We start from the raw sequence: 15,956 nt of genomic DNA on the forward strand, positions 1-15,956 counted from the left end.
TGCCATATCACTGAGATGCCCGCCCCATGGGGCGCTCACCGCCATGACGGCGTCAGGCGGATGGTGAGGGGCCGTGCAGGATCGCCTCGCATACCTGCTCCACCGCGTTGAGGGCGCGGGGGGTGAAGCGGTGCAGCTCATCGGCGTTGATGAGGGCGAGCCGCCGCTGCTTGACGGCGTCCAGCATGGGCCACTGTCGCCAGTGCGCCAGCACCTCAGGGTCCTGGCTGCCGGCCAGGATGAGATCAGGGTCGGTCTTGATCACCTGCTCCAGCCCGACCTGGGGATAGGGGGTCGCCGCCTTGGCCATGATGTTGCGGCCGCCGCACAGGGTGATGGCCTGGCCGGGCCAGGTCGAATCATTGACGCTGGTCAGCGGCGGATACCAGAGCTGGTAGAAGACCGAGACGGACTTGGGCTTGCCATAGCGCGCCGCCAGGGCATTGAGTCTGGCCAGATAGGCGCCGGCCCTGGCGTCAGCTTGTTGTTCGACGCCGAGCAGGCGCCCCAGGCTGCGCATCTCGGTGGCCAGCGAGGCAAAGTCGGTGGGCTCCGAGTAGAAGACGGGGATACCGAGCTTCTCGACGGGGGCCAGCATGCGGGCCTGGGCCGAGCGCCAGGCCACCACCAGATCCGGCTTCTGGGCCAGCAGGGCTTCGAGGTTGATGCTGCGATAGTTGGCGACCCGCGGCAGGGGCGCCACCTCGGGGGGATAATCGGAGGCGTCGTCGGTGGCGACGATGCGATCCCCGGCTCCGATGTCATACAACAGCTCGGTCAGATGGGGAGTGAGGGTGATGATGCGCTGTGGCGCCGGAGGTGTTGTGGCCAGCAGGGGGGCGCTCAGCAGGCAGAGCAGCAGGCAGAGGGCCCGCCAGTGCAAGGGATTAGCCATGGTGCAGTACCAGCAGGGTCAGGAGTAACGCCACGGTCAGCCAGCCCCAGCCGATCAGCAGCAGGCGGTGCAGCAGGCGCCGGGGCAGGAGGGCATCGGGCTCTTCCCCCTCGCCCAGCACAGGGAAGCGCACCAGCTGGCCCCGATAGTAGCGCGGGCCGCCGAGCCGGCTGCCCGTGGTCAGGGCCAGCAGGGCGAGCAGGCAGCCCATGGCCGGATAGGGCCAGTGCAGGGCGGGGCGCAGCCTGCCGCCGAGCCGGCGCAGCCGGGTCAGGCACAGGGGGAGCGCCAGCAGCAGGATGGCGGGGGCGCAGAGTCCCTGGTACAGCGCCGCGGCGGGGCGGCCGAAGTGGACGAACTCGGCCTGCTTCGGGCTCCAGGCCTGGTTCATCAGCTGGGCGAGGCGCCAGAGCAGGGCGCCTTGCACCCCGGCCAGGGCAAAGCCCAGCAGGGGGCCGGCCCACTGGCCCACGAGGCGCTGCACGCAGGTCTCGCTCACCGCCTTGTTCAGCCCCATCACCGACAGCTTCCCCGTCTCGCGCCTGAGCCAGGGCGCCGCCTGCAGCCTCGCCACCACCAGGGTCTCCTGGGTGGCCAGGGCGCGGCTCCCCTGGGCGAGTTCGCGCAGTGGCCGGGATTCCAGCATCAGCAACAGAAACAGCAGATCGAACAGGGGCTCCGACAGGGCGAGATTGCGCACCGCCCAGAGACCGGCGGCGCAGGGCACCCAGACCACCAGCAGGGCCAGGAGCCCGGCCTGGCCCTGCTGGCGGGGCGTACCGTCGGGGCGATAGACTTTCTGGCCGAGGCGGGTCAGCAGGGGCACGACGGTGCCGGGCCGAAAGCGGGCCGGCCAGGGCAGCAGGACCTCCAGCAGGGCCGCGCCCACCATGATGGCCGCCGTCGTCGAGGCGAGGGCGGTCACCAGGGCGTCCCAGGAGAGGGTATCGATCACAATTTACCGAGCAGCGCGATGATCACCTCGGCGGAGTGTTGACCCGCCACCTCGATGAAGGCATCGAAGGATTCCACCTGCTCCTTGCCGGCGATGTCGGACATGGCGCGCACCACCAGGTAGGGCACCTTGAACATGTGGCACACCTGGCCGATGGCGGCCCCTTCCATCTCCACCGCCAGCATCTGCGGGAAGTCGGCGCGGGCTTTCGCAATCGCCTCGGGCTTGCACATAAACTGGTCACCGGTACAGATGAGGCCGACCTTGGTCTGGTGCTTGCCTTGCTCGGCGATGCAGGCCTGGGCCAGGGCGATGAGCTTGTCATCGCAGGGGAAGGCAGCGGGCTGCTGGGCCATCTGGCCCATCTCGTAACCGAAGGCGGTCACGTCCACGTCGTGGAAGCGCATCTCGCTCGCGATGACCACGTCACCGATGTGCAGATCCTGGGCGAAACCGCCGGCGGAGCCGGTGTTGATGACGCAGTCGGGGGCGAATTTTTCCAGCAGCAGGCTGGTGGCGACGCTGGCGGCGACCTTGCCGATGCCGGAGCGGGTCAGGATCACCTCTTTACCGGCCAGGCGGCCCTGATAAAACTCGCAGCCACCCAGTTGCAGGGTGGTGGGTTCGCTCAGCTGGCTGCGCAGCAGGGCCACTTCCTGCTCCATGGCGCCGATAATACCTACTTTCATCATCTACCTCGTCTCGATGGCCGCTGGGCCGAAAAAGTTGGCGGGGATGATAACAAAACTTGGCGATGGCGCCGAGCATTCCTATGGGGCTGGCGGGGCATCTCCTGCGTCAGTGGGAGTGCTGGACAAGGGCGGCCGGCTCGCCGCGCTCTGCAAGCCGTTGCAGTGTGCTGGCGAACAGGGCCAGCCGCTCGGGAAGCGCTTTGTGGAAGACTACGGAGTGCACGGGGGGCCGACGCGTTATCCCAGCGCGGTATCCAGCGTCATCATCAGGGCAAAGCCGACCATGAGGCCCAGGGTGGCGTGGGTCTGGTGGCCGTTGCGGTGGGTCTCGGGGATCACCTCGTGGGAGACCACGAACAGCATGGCGCCGGCCGCGAGCCCCAGGCCAATGGGGTAGGCGATGGCCATGCCGCTGGCGAGCCCCACCCCGAGCAGGGCCCCGAGCGGTTCCAGCAGACCGCTGGCGATGGCCACCAGCACGGCCAGCGGGGGACGAAAACCGGCGGCGCACATGGCGAGCGCCACCGCCAGCCCCTCGGGAATGTCCTGCAGGGCGATGGCGGTGGTGAGCGGCAGACCGACGGCCATGTCACCCTGGGAGAAGCTGACCCCGATGGCCATGCCCTCCGGCAGGTTGTGCAGGGCGATGGCGAAAACGAACAGCCAGACCCGGGAGCAGCTCTCGTGGCCGGGACCGCAGGGCCCCGTCTTGTCGTGCTCGTGGGGGGTAAACTGATCCAGCCCCAGCATCAGCAGGACGCCGAGAGCCATGCCCGTCACCACCACGGCGGCGGCGAGGAAGCCGTCGCCTGTGATCCCCTCCGCGGCCTCGAGGCCCGGCAGCAACAGGGAGAAGGCGCTGGCGGCCAGCATCATGCCGGCGGCAAAACCCAGCATGGCGTCTTCCACCCGTTGGGGAACGGCCCGCAGGAACAGGGCCGGCAGGGCCCCGAGCGCCGTGGCGACAAAGCCGGCGACACCGCCGATGAGGCCATAGCGCATGCCGGCGGTGATGTCACCGGCCGCCAGCACGATCAGACTCTGCAACAGGAGCAGCAGGACGGCGGCCAGGGCGAGCAGCAGCCCCAGGGCGACGAGGGGACGAGCCTGGATCTGCTCGCGCAGTTGGACGGACCAGGAGGGGGAGAGTGTCGACGCGTTTTCCATGGAGCCTCGGGCGCTGTGATCAAGAGACGAGGGTGCCATTACATAACCTGGCCCCCCGTTTGTCCATGGCGCCGGGGCGATTGCGACAATCGGTTCAAGTTTGGCGCCCGGGTGGTCGCTCTGTAGCGGGCTCCCGGGCCGAGCGACATAGGCCCGGGGTGGCGAGGGGAGGGGAAAGGCCCTGTCCTTGCTCGCGCGTCGTCATTTCCCGTCAGGAGTCTCGGGTCACCGCTTACACGGATGTGATCATTGTGTCACTGCGTCTTCGCAGTCGAGGATCACCAGCCAACATGTCTTACAAGCATCTCTCCATCGGCAAGAAGATTGCCGCCGTTTTCTCGGTCATCGCCGTCATCAACATACTGTTCGGGCTGTTTCTCGCCAGCGAACTGCGCGGCGTGCGGGACCGGGTGCTGAATTTCACCGACTCCACCCTGCCGAGCGTCATCTCGGTGGAAAACCTGCTCTACGACGTCTCCTATGTGCGGCGCGCCCAGTTTGCCCTGCTGATGGTGGAGGATGTCGTCGACAGGCAGGTCCGCCGCGGTCGCATTCAGGAGAGCCTGGGCAAGGTGGAGCAGGCGCTCGGTGCCTATGAGGCCACAGTGGGGGCCGAGCACGAACGCCGGGCGTTCAACCGGGTCAGGCAGCACTGGCTGCAGTATCTGGGGGCGGTCAACCGGGTCGATCAGCTGTTCTCTCTGGGAGACAGTGAGCAGGCCAGGGACGTGCTGTTCGGCTCCAATGCAGCCTATACCGAACTGGAGCAGTCGGTAAACGCCCTGGTGGAGGTGAACCTGGGCTTCGTGCGGGAGAACCGCGGCAGCCTGCTCGGCAGCGTCAACAGGGTGACGCTCTTCGCCTCGGCGAGCATAGGCGCCCTGCTGCTGTTCATGGGGGTCATGACCTGGTTCCTGACCCGCCAGATCTGCCTGCCGCTGCAGGCCGTGGTCGCCCAGGCCAACGCCATCGCCCAGGGGGATCTGACCCACGATCTGGATCGCCGGCACATAGGACAGGATGAGCTCGGGATGCTGGCCAGGGCCTCCCTCAAGATGCAGGACAACCTGAGGGGCCTCATCGAGGAGGTCGTCGCCGCCGTGACCCAGCTGGGCGCCGCCATCGAGGAGGTGAGCACCGTCTCCGAGCAGTCGGCCCAGGGGATCCAGAGCCAGCAACAGGAGATCTCCCAGGTGGCGACCGCCATGGCCCAGATGAAGGCCACGGTGGCGGATGTGGCGGGCAACACCGAGGTCGCCTCCGAGTCTGCGAGCTCCGCCAATGCCCTGGCCCGTCGCGGCAATCAGGATGTACAGGGCACCCTGGTGGCCATTACCCGGGTTGCCGAGGAGATGGAGCAGGCCGGAACCCTGGTGGCCGAGCTGGAGCGGGAATCGGCCCAGATCAACCTGGTGGTGGATGTGATCCGCGGCATCGCCGAGCAGACCAACCTGCTGGCACTCAATGCCGCCATCGAGGCGGCCCGCGCCGGGGAGCAGGGCCGCGGCTTCGCCGTGGTGGCCGACGAGGTGCGCACCCTGGCGGGCCGCACCCAGGCCTCCACCGGCGAGATCGTCGCCATCATCGAGACCCTGCAGGTGCGCGCCAACCAGGCGAAGGCGGTGACCGGCCAGAGCTGCGAGATGATCCGTCAGTGCGTGAGCCAGAGCGAGCGGACCGGCTCGGGCATCCAGCAGATCGAGGAGGCGGTCGCCCAGATCGCCGACATGGCGATCCAGATCGCCAGCGCCTGTGGCGAGCAGGATGCGGTCTCCGACGAGCTGGGCCGCAACGTGGCGCGGATCAATGATTCCGCCAACGAGGTGGCGGGCGGGGCGGATCACACCGCCCGCGCCTGTCTGGAGCTGAGTCAGCTGGCGGCGGGGCTGCGCCAGACCATGGGGCGCTTTCGCCTGGCCTGACGGCCTGCCAATGAAAACGGGGCCCAGGGCCCCGTTGTTTGTATCACCGCAAGCACGGATTCAGACGCTGGTACCGAGACCGGTGCCGGCATCCTTCTTGGCGATCAGCTCAATCTTGTAGCCGTCCGGATCTTCCACGAAGGCGATGACGGTGGTGCCCCCCTTGACCGGGCCCGGCTCGCGGGTGATCTTGGCGCCGGCGGCGCGCAGCGCCTCGCAGGTACCATAGATGTCATCCGCTTCCAGGGCGATGTGGCCGTAGGCGGACCCCAGCTCGTACTCGCTCACCCCCCAGTTGTAGGTGAGCTCGATGACGGCTTCGTCCTTCTCGTCGCCGTAACCGACGAAGGCCAGGGTGTACTTGTACTCGCTGTTCTCGCTCTTGCGCAGCAGTTTCATGCCCAGCACTCGGGTGTAGAAGTCGATGGAGCGTTGCAGATCGCCGACGCGCAGCATGGTATGCAGAATTCTCATTGCTCAATTCTCCGGGTTGGTGATTGGTACTGCCTGATGGCCCGAGGCCCGGCTCCGCAGACGCCTGCAAGTCAGGCTGCGCCCTGCGGATCAGCTTTCGGGATAGACCTTCTCTTTGTATTCGCACAAGTCTTCGATGATGCAGGAGCCACAGCGCGGCTTGCGGGCGAGACAGGTGTAGCGGCCGTGCAGGATGAGCCAGTGGTGCACATCCAGCTTGAACTCGGCGGGCACCACCTTGAGCAGCTTCTCTTCCACCTGATCCACGTTCTTGCCCACCGCGAAGCCGGTGCGGTTCGACACCCGGAAGATGTGGGTGTCGACGGCGATGGTGGGCCAGCCGAAGGCGGTGTTGAGCACCACGTTGGCGGTCTTGCGGCCCACGCCGGGCAGGGCCTCGAGGGCCTCGCGATCCTCCGGCACCTCGCCGCCGTGGCGCTCCAGCAGGATAGCGCAGGTCTTGATGACGTTCTCGGCCTTGGTGTTGAACAGGCCGATGGTCTTGATGTACTCCTTGAGCCCCACCACCCCGAGGGCCAGCATGGCGGCCGGGGTGTTGGCCACCGGATAGAGCTTGTCGGTGGCCTTGTTGACGCTCACATCCGTGGCCTGGGCCGACAGCAGCACGGCGATGAGCAGCTCGAACGGCGTGGTGAAGTTGAGCTCTGTGGTGGGGTGCGGATTGTCGTCCCGCAGTCGCTCCAGGATCTGCCTGCGTTTCTGGTTGTTCATGGCTCTCTCTTGTCTCAGAGCTGGGTGGCGCGGGCGCCCGCCGCCGGCACGCTGCAGTGGGCCCTGTCGGCGGCCTGCTTGCGGCCCATCCAGTCGTTGATGGCATTCTTGCCGGCGATGAGCAGGCCAAGGCCGATAAAGCCCCCCGGCGGCAGTATGGCCAGCAGCAGGCTGGCATCGGCGTGGAACAGCTCGATGCGCAGGGACTTGGCCCAGTCCCCCAGCAGCAGGTCGGCACCGTCGAACAGGGTGCCCATGCCGATGATCTCGCGAAGCCCCCCCAGCACCAGCAGCACCAGGGTAAAGCCCAGCCCCATCATGAAGCCGTCGACGGCCGCAAGCAAAGGGGGGTTCTTGGAGGCATAGGCCTCGGCCCGGCCTATGATGACGCAGTTGGTGACGATGAGGGCGATGAAGATGCCGAGCGCCTGATACAGGCCGTAGGTGTAGGCGTTCATCAAGAGCTGCACGCTGGTGACCAGAGCCGCGATGATCATCACGTAGACCGGGATGCGGATGTCCTTGGGCACCCAGTTTCGCACCAGGGAGATGGCGAGGTTGGAGCTTATCAGCACCACCATGGTGGCAAGACCCAGCCCCAGCGCATTGGTGAAGGTGGAAGAAACGGCCAGGGTGGGGCAGAGGCCCAGCACCTGCACCAGAGAGGGGTTGTTCTTCCACAGCCCCTGCAGCATCAGCTCCTTGAGCTCCTCGCGGCGGCCATTGCTCTCGCTGATCGGGCCCTGCCCGTCAATCACGTCGACTTGTTCCATAGCTTGTGCTCCGGCGTTAGGGGGTGGCGTCACAGGAGGGGGCGTCCCGCAGCAACTCGGGGTGCTCCTGTTGCAGCAGCAGCAGGTTCTTCACCGCCTTGACCACGGCCCGGGGGGTGATGGTGGCGCCGGTGAAGGCGTCGAATTCGCCCCCGTCCTTCTTCACCGCCCAGCTGGCCTCGTTCTCTGCATTGAGGGTACGGCCGACGAAGCTGTCGATCCAGTTGGACTTCTTCAGCTCTATCTTGTCCCCCAGGCCCGGGGTCTCCTTGTGGGTCAGTACCCGCACCGCGCTGATGGCACCCTTGGCGTCGGTGCCGACCACCATGCGGATGGCCCCACTGTAACCATCGGGGGCCACGGTTTCCAGCGCGTAGCCGGTGTGCACCCCCTTGAGGGTGGCGGTATAGAGCGGCATGGGCTGATCGCTGCCCAGGTATTCCCGGCTCCTGACCAGCTTGCAACTGGCCACCAGATCGTTGTCATAGCTTCCCTCCGGCAGCAGGGCCCCGAGGGTGCGCAACTGCTCCAGCTGCTGCTGGTGGGCGATGCGATCCCGGGTCAGCTCGTTGGTCAGCACCACCATGGCGGTGCAACCCAGGGCGAACAGGGCCAGGGTCAGGCCGTTCTTGCGCATGCTCTTCAACATGGGAGGCTCTCCGTCTCGCGTGTCCGGCAACTCAGATATGGGTTCATTTGCGACGGGCTCCATAGACCTTGGGGCGGGTCAGGCTGTCAATCAGCGGCACGCACAGGTTGGCCAGCAGCACCGCGAAGGCGAAGGCGTCCGGGTAGCCGCCAAAGCGGCGAATGAGATAGACCAGCACCCCGATGAGGGCACCGTAGACCAGGCGCCCCTTCGCCGTGGTGCTCGCGCTCACCGGATCGGTGGCGATGAAGAAGGCCCCCAGCATGGTGGCGCCGCTGAACAGGTGCAGCATGGGGGTGGCGGTGGCATCCGGCGTGGCCAGATAGCCCAGGGTGGATGCCAGCAGCAGTGAGCCCAGCACGGCGGCCGGAATGCGCCAGTTGATCACCTTCTGCTGCAACAGGAAGAGGCCCCCCAGCAGGTAGCCGAGGTTGACCCAGCTCCAGCCAATGCCGCCCCAGCCCTCGAACACCTTGTGGGTCATCACCTCGCTGGCGGTGAGTCCCTGGGTCAGCCCGGTCTTGAGGGTATCGAGCGGCGTGGCCATGGTCAGGCCATCCACCCCCTGCTTGAGCTGCAGCATGCTGTAGCCGTCCAGGCTGAAGCCGGTGAAGATCACCGAGGCCGCATCGCCGAAGCCGATGTCATAGGCGGCGATGCTGGAGGGGGGAAGCCAGCTGGTCATCTGGACCGGGAAGGAGACCAGCAGCAGCACATAGGCCACCATGGCGGGGTTGAACAGGTTCTGACCGAGCCCCCCGTAGAGGTGCTTGGCGATAATGATGGCAAAGGCGGTGCCGATCACCAGCATCCACCAGGGCAGCAGGGGGGGCAAGGCGAGGCCGATCAGCACGGCGGTGAGGGCCGCGCTGCCATCCAGCAGCGCCGGTTTGACGGGGCGCCCGCGCAGGCGAAGGACGAAGGCCTCACAGCCCAGTGCCGTGACCAGCGCCAGCAGGATCTGGATCAGGGTGCCCCAGCCGAAGAACCAGGTCTGGGCCAGAAAACCCGGCAGGCAGGCCAGGATCACCAGCGCCATCATGGTCTGGGTCTGCCTGCGGTTGTGGGCAAAGGGCGCCATCGCGATATTGAACATGGATCAGTGGCTCTTGTCGGAAAGTGGGTCTGACTCGGTGGACTCGCGTGCGGCGGCGTCGGTGGCCTTTCTCGCCTTGGCGCGAGCGATGGCGGCGGCGATGGCCGCCTTCTTGGGATCGACTTCTGCCGCGGGTTCGCTTGCCACCGGGGTGGCCGCGCCGGCGGGGCTCTCGGCCGTGGTCCCCTCGGCCGCAATTCCCTCGGCTTGAGCGGCCTTCTTGGCCTTGGCGCGGGCGATGGCGGCGGCGATGGCCGCCTTCTTGGGATCGACTTCGGCCGCAGGTTCGCTCGCCACCAGGGCGGTCGCGTCGGCGGGGCTCTCGCTCCCGGCTGCCGGATTCTCGGTCGTCGTCCCCTCGGCCGCAGTGCCTTCTGCCTGAGCCGCCTTCTTGGCCTTGGCGCGGGCGATGGCGGCGGCGATGGCCGCCTTCTTGGGATCGACTTCTGCCGCAGGTTCGCTCGCCACCGGGACGGTCGCGTCGGCGGGGCTTTCGCTCCCGGCTGCCGGATGCTCGGTCGTCGTCCCCTCGGCCGCAGTGCCTTCTGCCTGAGCCGCCTTCTTGGCCTTGGCGCGGGCGATGGCGGCGGCCACGGCGGCCTTCTTGGGATCGGCGTCGGCAGGCTCGGCCAGGGTCGATGCGGGTGATGCCTCGTCCCGGTGCTCTTGCGCGGTCTCGCTCACGGCGTCGTCACCTGCAGCCTGGGTGGCTTTCCTGGCCTTGGCACGGGCGATGGCGGCGGCCACGGCGGCCTTCTTGGGATCGGCGTCGGCGGACTCGGTCAGGATCGATGCGGGGGGGGCCTCGTCCCGGTGCCCCTGCGCAGTCTCGCTCACGGCGTCGTCCCCTGCAGCCTGGGCGGCTTTCCTGGCCTTGGCGCGGGCGAGGGCGGCAGCCACGGCCGCCTTCTTGGGATCGACCTCGACGGCGCCGCTCTCCACGCCATCAGCGGCCTCAGCCGCCTTGGCGGCGCGACGTGCCAGCGCTTCCTGCTTGCGCGCCTCTCTGGCGGCAATCATGGCGCCGTTGTCCGGTGCTGGCTCGCTGGTGCCTGCCTGGGCGGTCTCCTGCTTGGCCTTGAGGCGGGCCAGGGCAGCGGCGACGGGATCTTCTCCCCCCGCGGCCGTCATGGCTTGACGGCGCTGGGCCGCCGCCTCGGCATGGCGTGCCTCCCGCGCGGCCTTGTCCCGCTCGAAACGGGCCTGCTTGGCCTCGAAGCGCTGCTTGGCCCGCTCGGCCTTCTCGTGCTCGGCACGGGCCTCGCGGATGTCATCCTTGGCGATCTTGTAGTACTGCACCAGGGGGATCTCGCTCGGGCAGACCCAGGCACAGGCCCCGCACTCGATGCAGTCGAACAGGTTGAGCTTCTCGGCCTTGTCGTATTCCTTGACCCGGCTGTACCAGTAGAGTTCCTGGGGCAGCAGGGTGGCGGGGCAGGCATCGGCACAGGCGCTGCAGCGGATGCAGGCCTGTTCGGGGCCGGGGGGCGGCAGCTCGGCGCGGGTGGGGGAGAGCAGGCAGTTGGTGGCCTTGACCACGGGCACCATGGCATGGGGCAGGGTGAAGCCCATCATGGGGCCCCCCATGATGACCCGCTGATCCGCCTCCGGTTGCAGCTCGAAGCGTTGCAACAGCCAGCGAACCGGGGTGCCGAGGCGCACCCAGGCATTGCCGGGCTTCTTGAAGGCGTCGCCGGTGAGGGTGACGATGCGCTCGATGAGCGGCTCGCCGTCGATGATGGCGCGCTTGATGGCGAACACGGTGGCGACGTTGAGCACCATGATGCCCATGTCCACCGCACGGCCGCCCTTGGCGACCTGGCGTCCGGTGAGCAGTTCTATGGTCTGCTTGGCACCGCCCGAGGGGTACTTGGTCGGCACCGACTTGACCAGCACATCCGGGTCTGTGGCATGGCGGTTGAGGGATTCGATGGCCGCGGGCTTGTTGTCCTCCACCCCGATCAGGGTGAGCTTGGGCTTGAGCAGGTGCTTGAGGACCCGGATGCCGTCCATGATCTCGTCGGCATACTCCTGCATCAGGCGGTCATCCGTGGTGATGTAGGGTTCGCACTCCAGGCCGTTGACGATCAGGATCTCGGTGAGCTGACCGCGCCCGTCGAGCTTGCTGTGGGTCGGGAAGACGGCGCCGCCGAGGCCGGCGATGCCCGCCTGCTGAATGCGCGCGAGCAGATCGCCGCGCTCCAGATTCCAGTAGTCGGGGCGGCCGTCGCGCGGCCCCCAGGCATCCTCTCCGTCCGGGGTGAGGATGACGCAGAGATCGTCGAGGCCGGAGGGGTGCGCCACCGTGTGCTGTTCGATGGCGGTGACGGTGCCCGAGGTGGAGGCGTGCACCGGCACGATGCGCCCCTTGTCAAAGCCGGTCAGCGGCTGGCCCTTCTTGACCCTGTCCCCCACCCGCACCAGCAGTTCGCCGGCGGGGCCGGCATGCTGGCGCACCGGGATGATGAGCTGGGGGGGAAGGCCCGCGTCAACGACGGGGGTCAGGCTGGACTGGTGCTTGTTCTCGGGGGGATGAATGCCGCCGTGAAAATCCCACAGAGTGCCGGCTTTGATGCGTTCGAGCAGATGCTGCATGGTTACTCCGCTGTTTATTCCACTATCTTGACCGGAATGGCGACCTTGGCCAGATCCCATTTCCAGTTGTCGACCGTGGTCGGCACCGGGATCATTTCGATACAGTCGGTCGGGCAGGGGTCGACGCAGAGGTCGCACCCCGTGCACTCGGCCGCGATGACGGTGTGCATCGCCTTGGTGGCGCCGAGGATGGCATCGACCGGGCAGGCCTGGATGCACTTGGTGCAACCTATGCACATGTCCTCGTGAATGAAGGCCACCTTCTTGACCGGGGTTGCCGCCTCCTCGCCCCCGTCCAGCGGCTGGGGATCGACCCCCATCAGGTCCGCTATCTTGCGCATGGTGGCGTCGCCACCTGGCACGCACTTGTTGATCTTGTCGCCATTGGCCAGGGCTTCGGCGTAGGGCTTGCAGCCCGGGTAGCCACACTGGCCGCACTGGGTCTGGGGCAGCAGGGCGTCGAGCTGATCGACGATGGGATCGGCCTCTACGTGAAACTTGACGGCGGCAAAGCCCAGAATGATGCCGAAGGCCAGGGCAAGCAGGGCCAGCACCAGAATGGCAAAGAGTATGTGAGTCATAGCGCTATATCTTGATGAGGCCGGTAAAGCCCATGAAGGCCAGCGACATCAGGCCGGCGGTGACCATGGCGATGGAAACGCCGCGGAAGGGGGCCGGCACGTCGGCGGCCACCAGGCGCTCCCGCATGGCGGCAAACAGGATCAGCACCAGGGAGAAGCCGGCGGCGGCACCGAAGCCGTAGATGATGCTCTGGATGAAGTTGTGGCGCTCGTTGATGCTGAGCAGCGCCACGCCGAGCACGGCGCAGTTGGTGGTGATGAGCGGCAGGAAGATGCCGAGCAGGCGATACAGGGTCGGGCTGCTCTTGCGGATCACCATCTCGGTGAACTGTACCACCACGGCGATCACCAGGATGAAGCCCAGGGTGCGCAGGTAGGCGATGTCCAGCGGGATCAGGATGTAGTGCTCCATCAGGTAGGAGCAGGCGCTGGCGAGCGTCATCACGAAGGTGGTGGCCAGTCCCATGCCGATGGCGGTTTCCAGCTTGCCCGAGACGCCCATGAAGGGGCAGAGGCCGAGAAACTTCACCAGCACGAAGTTGTTGATCAGCACGGTGCCGACCAGTAAATGCAGGTACTCAGTCATTGACGATGGGTTATCCGGTATGAAGGCGGCGGTATTATCTGATGTTAGGTGCCTTTAGACAACCGCAAGGCCGCATGGTTATTATTCGACTGGCCAATTCATGGAGGCATAGTGCGCCCTTTACCCATCCTGACCCTGACCCTGGCCATGCTGCTCTGGTCCAGCTCCTTCATCGCCCTCAAACATGTGCTGGAGGTCTGGTCTTTCGGCCAGGTGCTCTTCATGCGGATGGGGGTGGCCTCGGGCTGCTGGCTGCTGTGCTACCGCCGGCTCGGCAATTTTCACTATCGGCAGGGGGACTGGCGCTGGCTGGCCCTGATGGGGGCGCTCGAGCCCTGCCTCTACTTCCTGCTGGAGGTGAACGCCCTGCGTTACACCAGCGCCGGCCAGGCGGGCATGGTCTGTGCCCTGCTGCCCCTGATGGTGGCTCTGGTGGCCTTCGTGCTGCTCAGGGAGCGGGTGAGCCGCCGCCAGCTGCTCGGCTTTGCCATCGCCATCGCCGGCATCGCCCTGCTGGGACTGGGGGAGGGGGCCGACGAGTTTGCCCCCAACGCCCTGCTCGGCAACAGTCTGGAGATGGGGGCCATGCTCTGCGCCGCCACCTATTCCGTGGTGTTCAAGAAGCTCTCCAGCCGCTACGGCGTGATGACCCTGACGGCCCTGCAGGCCTTCGTCGGCACCCTCTTCTTCGCGCCTTTTGCCTTTTCTTCCCCCTGGCCTGCCGCCTGGGCCTGGCAGGACATGGCGGTCATCGTCTTCCTCGGCGCCTTCGTGACGCTCGGCGCCTACCTGCTCTACAACTGGTCGGTGACCCAGGTCAAGGTGACCCTGGCGGCGGCCTATGTGAACCTCATCCCGGTGTTTACCCTGCTGCTCGCCTATCTGCTGCTGGGGGAGACCCTCAGTCCCTTGCAATGGCTTGCCTGCGCCGCCGTGCTGGCCGGCATCGGGGTGGGCCAGCTGCCCTCGGGCAAGCCGCGGTCACAGGCCATCACCATGGGGGGATGAGTCGCCGCCGTTGGGCTACAGTCTGGACAGGGGAGCATCCCGGCCATGAAGGAGCCACACCATGAGCGACATGATCTTGCTGGCCGAGGCCAAGGCACTGCTGAGCCACCACCCTTTTACCCTGGCCGATGCCAGGGCGCTGGAGGCGCTGGAGGAGGAGGCCGTGGGGGAGGAGGGGCTCTGCATCGCCGAGCTGTGGGAGGCGGCCCTCGGTCAGGCCGACGAGGAGGCCAGGCACTATCTGCTTGGGGAGGAGTGATCCGTACCCGAGGGGCTTTATGACCCATAAAAGCGCGGGGCTCTTGGCCCCGCGTCGTCATGGGGGCATCGCACTAGATGGAGAGGCTCTTGACGGTGTCCGAGACGGAGTTGGCGTCCTCGATGATCTCCTTGATGACGTCGGCGATGATGTTGGCCTGATCCTGCCCGGCCACCGCCTTGTCGGAGACGACGGAGACGGTCTGGGTGATCTGGGAGGTGATCTCCGAGTTGTGCTTGATGACGGAGACGATCTCGCTGGTGGAGGTCGACGTCCTGGCGGCAAGCTGTCTCACCTCGTCCGCCACCACCGCGAATCCCCGTCCCTGCTCGCCGGCCCTAGCCGCCTCTATGGCGGCGTTGAGGGCCAGCAGGTTGGTCTGATCCGCGATGCCGCTGATGGTGGAGATGATGGACTCTATGCTCCTGGATTGCTGATTGAGCTGCTCTATCTGCCTGCTGACCGCGTTGACCGAGTGGTTGATGTGGGAGGAGGTCTCCAGCACCCGATCGATCACCTCCCGCCCCTTGGCGGCACTGGCGACGGTTTCGCTCGCGATGGCGCACGCCTTCTGGGCCGCTTCCCGGGTGGAGATGGATTTTTCTACCCGCTCGGTGATGTCGCTCGCCAGCTTGATGATTTTGACCACCTTGCCCTCGTGGTTGAAGATAGGGTTGTAGGTGGCTTCCAGCCAGATCTTCTCGCCACGGTGGCCCAGGCGCATGAAGAGGCCGGACTTGATGTCCCCCGAACCGAGATCGTGCCAGAAGTTGGGATTTTTCTGGTAGAACTCGGGGTCGCAGAAGAGGCGATGATGTTTGCCGACCACCTCTTCCAGCCGATAGCCGAAGCAGTGAAGGAAGTTCTGGTTGGCGTTGAGCACTGTGCCATCGGGCTGGAAGTCGATGACCGCCAGGGACTTGTCCAGCGCAGCCAGCAGGGCCTGGGTGCGCTCCAGGGAGGATTGCTGCTGGGTCACGTCCGAGGCGACCTTGGCGATCCGCACCACCTTGCCGTCGATGACGATGGGGAAATAGGTGGCTTCCAGCCACACGGCCTTGCCCGATTTCGACTGGCGGATGAAGCGGCCGCTGCGGGAGACGCCGCCGCGCAGATCCTGCCACAACCCCTCGTAATCGCGTGTCTTGACGTCTTCCGGGAAGCAGAGGGCGCTGTGATGCTTGCCGATCACCTCTTCACGTTCAAATCCCACGATCTTGAGAAACAGCTCGTTGGCGAAGGTGACCACTCCTGCCGGGGTAAACTGAACGAAGGGCACCTGGGACTGGATGGCCCGCTCGAACGCGTCCAGCTCCACCATCCTTGCCGCTTGCTCACTGGCTTCCTTGCTTGTTTTTTGATTCCAGAACATGACAGAGCTCCTCCATGAGACCCTTGAATGACAGACCGAGCTTAATCTGAGTGAATTAACAATAGCATTGCTCTTTGATGAATCATCATCGGACCTGAGTTAACTTTTTAATTTTCAATGCTGATTTTATGATTGCTGGACAATAAGGTCTCGAATAAGGCTCTTTTATATTGTTACCCTTCTCTGGCTGCATCTGATAT

At 65.9% G+C, this 15,956-nt stretch carries 16 protein-coding genes and 1 pseudogene; 3 read left to right on the forward strand and 14 right to left on the reverse strand.

The window, feature by feature from the left end:
* Positions 1-52: 52 nt before the first annotated feature.
* The 4 genes from R2B70_RS07300 to R2B70_RS07315 all read right to left on the reverse strand — a co-directional run bounded on the left by R2B70_RS07300 (position 53) and on the right by R2B70_RS07315 (position 3,709).
* A complete protein-coding gene (locus R2B70_RS07300) occupies positions 53-895 on the reverse strand; it encodes a cobalamin-binding protein (protein ID WP_318163002.1) in 843 nt (280 codons plus the stop codon).
* On the reverse strand, positions 888-1,787 hold the full coding sequence (locus R2B70_RS07305) for a cobalamin biosynthesis protein (protein ID WP_318163326.1): 900 nt from the start codon (positions 1,785-1,787) through the stop codon (positions 888-890). The genes R2B70_RS07300 and R2B70_RS07305 overlap by 8 nt, the downstream gene beginning before the upstream one ends.
* 59 nt (positions 1,788-1,846) lie before the next feature.
* A complete protein-coding gene (gene mtnN, locus R2B70_RS07310; RefSeq protein ID WP_042079239.1) occupies positions 1,847-2,539 on the reverse strand; it encodes a 5'-methylthioadenosine/S-adenosylhomocysteine nucleosidase in 693 nt (230 codons plus the stop codon).
* Between the two features lie 240 nt (positions 2,540-2,779).
* Complete coding sequence (locus R2B70_RS07315; protein ID WP_318163003.1) at positions 2,780-3,709, reverse strand: ZIP family metal transporter; 930 nt, start codon at positions 3,707-3,709, stop codon at positions 2,780-2,782.
* 290 nt (positions 3,710-3,999) lie between these two features.
* On the opposite strand from R2B70_RS07315, the gene R2B70_RS07320 reads away from it, so the two are divergent.
* On the forward strand, positions 4,000-5,631 hold the full coding sequence (locus tag R2B70_RS07320) for a methyl-accepting chemotaxis protein (protein ID WP_318163004.1): 1,632 nt from the start codon (positions 4,000-4,002) through the stop codon (positions 5,629-5,631).
* A gap of 60 nt (positions 5,632-5,691) precedes the next feature.
* Here R2B70_RS07320 and gloA read toward each other — a convergent pair whose 3' ends face one another.
* The 8 genes from gloA to rsxA all read right to left on the reverse strand — a co-directional run bounded on the left by gloA (position 5,692) and on the right by rsxA (position 13,117).
* On the reverse strand, positions 5,692-6,105 hold the full coding sequence (gene gloA, locus R2B70_RS07325) for a lactoylglutathione lyase (protein ID WP_042079241.1): 414 nt from the start codon (positions 6,103-6,105) through the stop codon (positions 5,692-5,694).
* 90 nt (positions 6,106-6,195) lie between these two features.
* Positions 6,196-6,837: an endonuclease III gene (nth, locus tag R2B70_RS07330; RefSeq protein WP_103858586.1), complete on the reverse strand. Its 642-nt coding sequence runs from the start codon at positions 6,835-6,837 to the stop codon at positions 6,196-6,198.
* Positions 6,838-6,851: 14 nt separating this feature from the next.
* Positions 6,852-7,610, reverse strand: a complete 759-nt coding sequence (locus R2B70_RS07335) for an electron transport complex subunit E (protein ID WP_042079243.1) — start codon at positions 7,608-7,610, stop codon at positions 6,852-6,854.
* 16 nt (positions 7,611-7,626) lie between these two features.
* Positions 7,627-8,259, reverse strand: coding sequence for an electron transport complex subunit RsxG (gene rsxG / locus R2B70_RS07340; protein WP_103858587.1), 633 nt, complete (start codon positions 8,257-8,259; stop codon positions 7,627-7,629).
* 43 nt (positions 8,260-8,302) lie between these two features.
* On the reverse strand, positions 8,303-9,355 hold the full coding sequence (gene rsxD, locus R2B70_RS07345) for an electron transport complex subunit RsxD (RefSeq protein WP_318163005.1): 1,053 nt from the start codon (positions 9,353-9,355) through the stop codon (positions 8,303-8,305).
* Positions 9,356-9,358: 3 nt separating this feature from the next.
* On the reverse strand, positions 9,359-11,950 hold the full coding sequence (gene rsxC / locus R2B70_RS07350; protein WP_318163006.1) for an electron transport complex subunit RsxC: 2,592 nt from the start codon (positions 11,948-11,950) through the stop codon (positions 9,359-9,361).
* A gap of 14 nt (positions 11,951-11,964) precedes the next feature.
* A complete protein-coding gene (gene rsxB / locus R2B70_RS07355; RefSeq protein ID WP_010673980.1) occupies positions 11,965-12,531 on the reverse strand; it encodes an electron transport complex subunit RsxB in 567 nt (188 codons plus the stop codon).
* 4 nt (positions 12,532-12,535) lie between these two features.
* Positions 12,536-13,117, reverse strand: coding sequence for an electron transport complex subunit RsxA (gene rsxA / locus R2B70_RS07360; RefSeq protein ID WP_318163007.1), 582 nt, complete (start codon positions 13,115-13,117; stop codon positions 12,536-12,538).
* 111 nt (positions 13,118-13,228) lie between these two features.
* Between rsxA and R2B70_RS07365 the strand changes: the two genes are divergently transcribed.
* Together R2B70_RS07365 and R2B70_RS07370 are read left to right on the forward strand one after the other, a co-directional pair.
* A complete protein-coding gene (locus R2B70_RS07365; RefSeq protein ID WP_257707113.1) occupies positions 13,229-14,125 on the forward strand; it encodes a DMT family transporter in 897 nt (298 codons plus the stop codon).
* Between the two features lie 61 nt (positions 14,126-14,186).
* Entirely contained in the window at positions 14,187-14,384 is a 198-nt protein-coding gene (locus R2B70_RS07370; protein WP_010673983.1) for a hypothetical protein, read from the forward strand.
* Between the two features lie 73 nt (positions 14,385-14,457).
* Here the strand turns inward: R2B70_RS07370 and R2B70_RS07375 are convergent, their stop codons facing one another.
* Positions 14,458-14,901 (reverse strand): methyl-accepting chemotaxis protein, encoded by a 444-nt coding sequence (locus R2B70_RS07375; protein WP_272941395.1) that lies wholly within the window; start codon positions 14,899-14,901, stop codon positions 14,458-14,460.
* A 96-nt stretch (positions 14,902-14,997) separates the two neighbouring features.
* A pseudogene (locus R2B70_RS07380) lies at positions 14,998-15,756 on the reverse strand (PAS domain-containing protein); the annotation flags it as partial.
* Positions 15,757-15,956 lie beyond the last annotated feature (200 nt).

Origin of the sequence: Aeromonas sp. XH (assembly GCF_033348475.1) — a bacterium.
GTDB classification, from domain to species: Bacteria; Pseudomonadota; Gammaproteobacteria; order Enterobacterales; family Aeromonadaceae; genus Aeromonas; species Aeromonas sanarellii.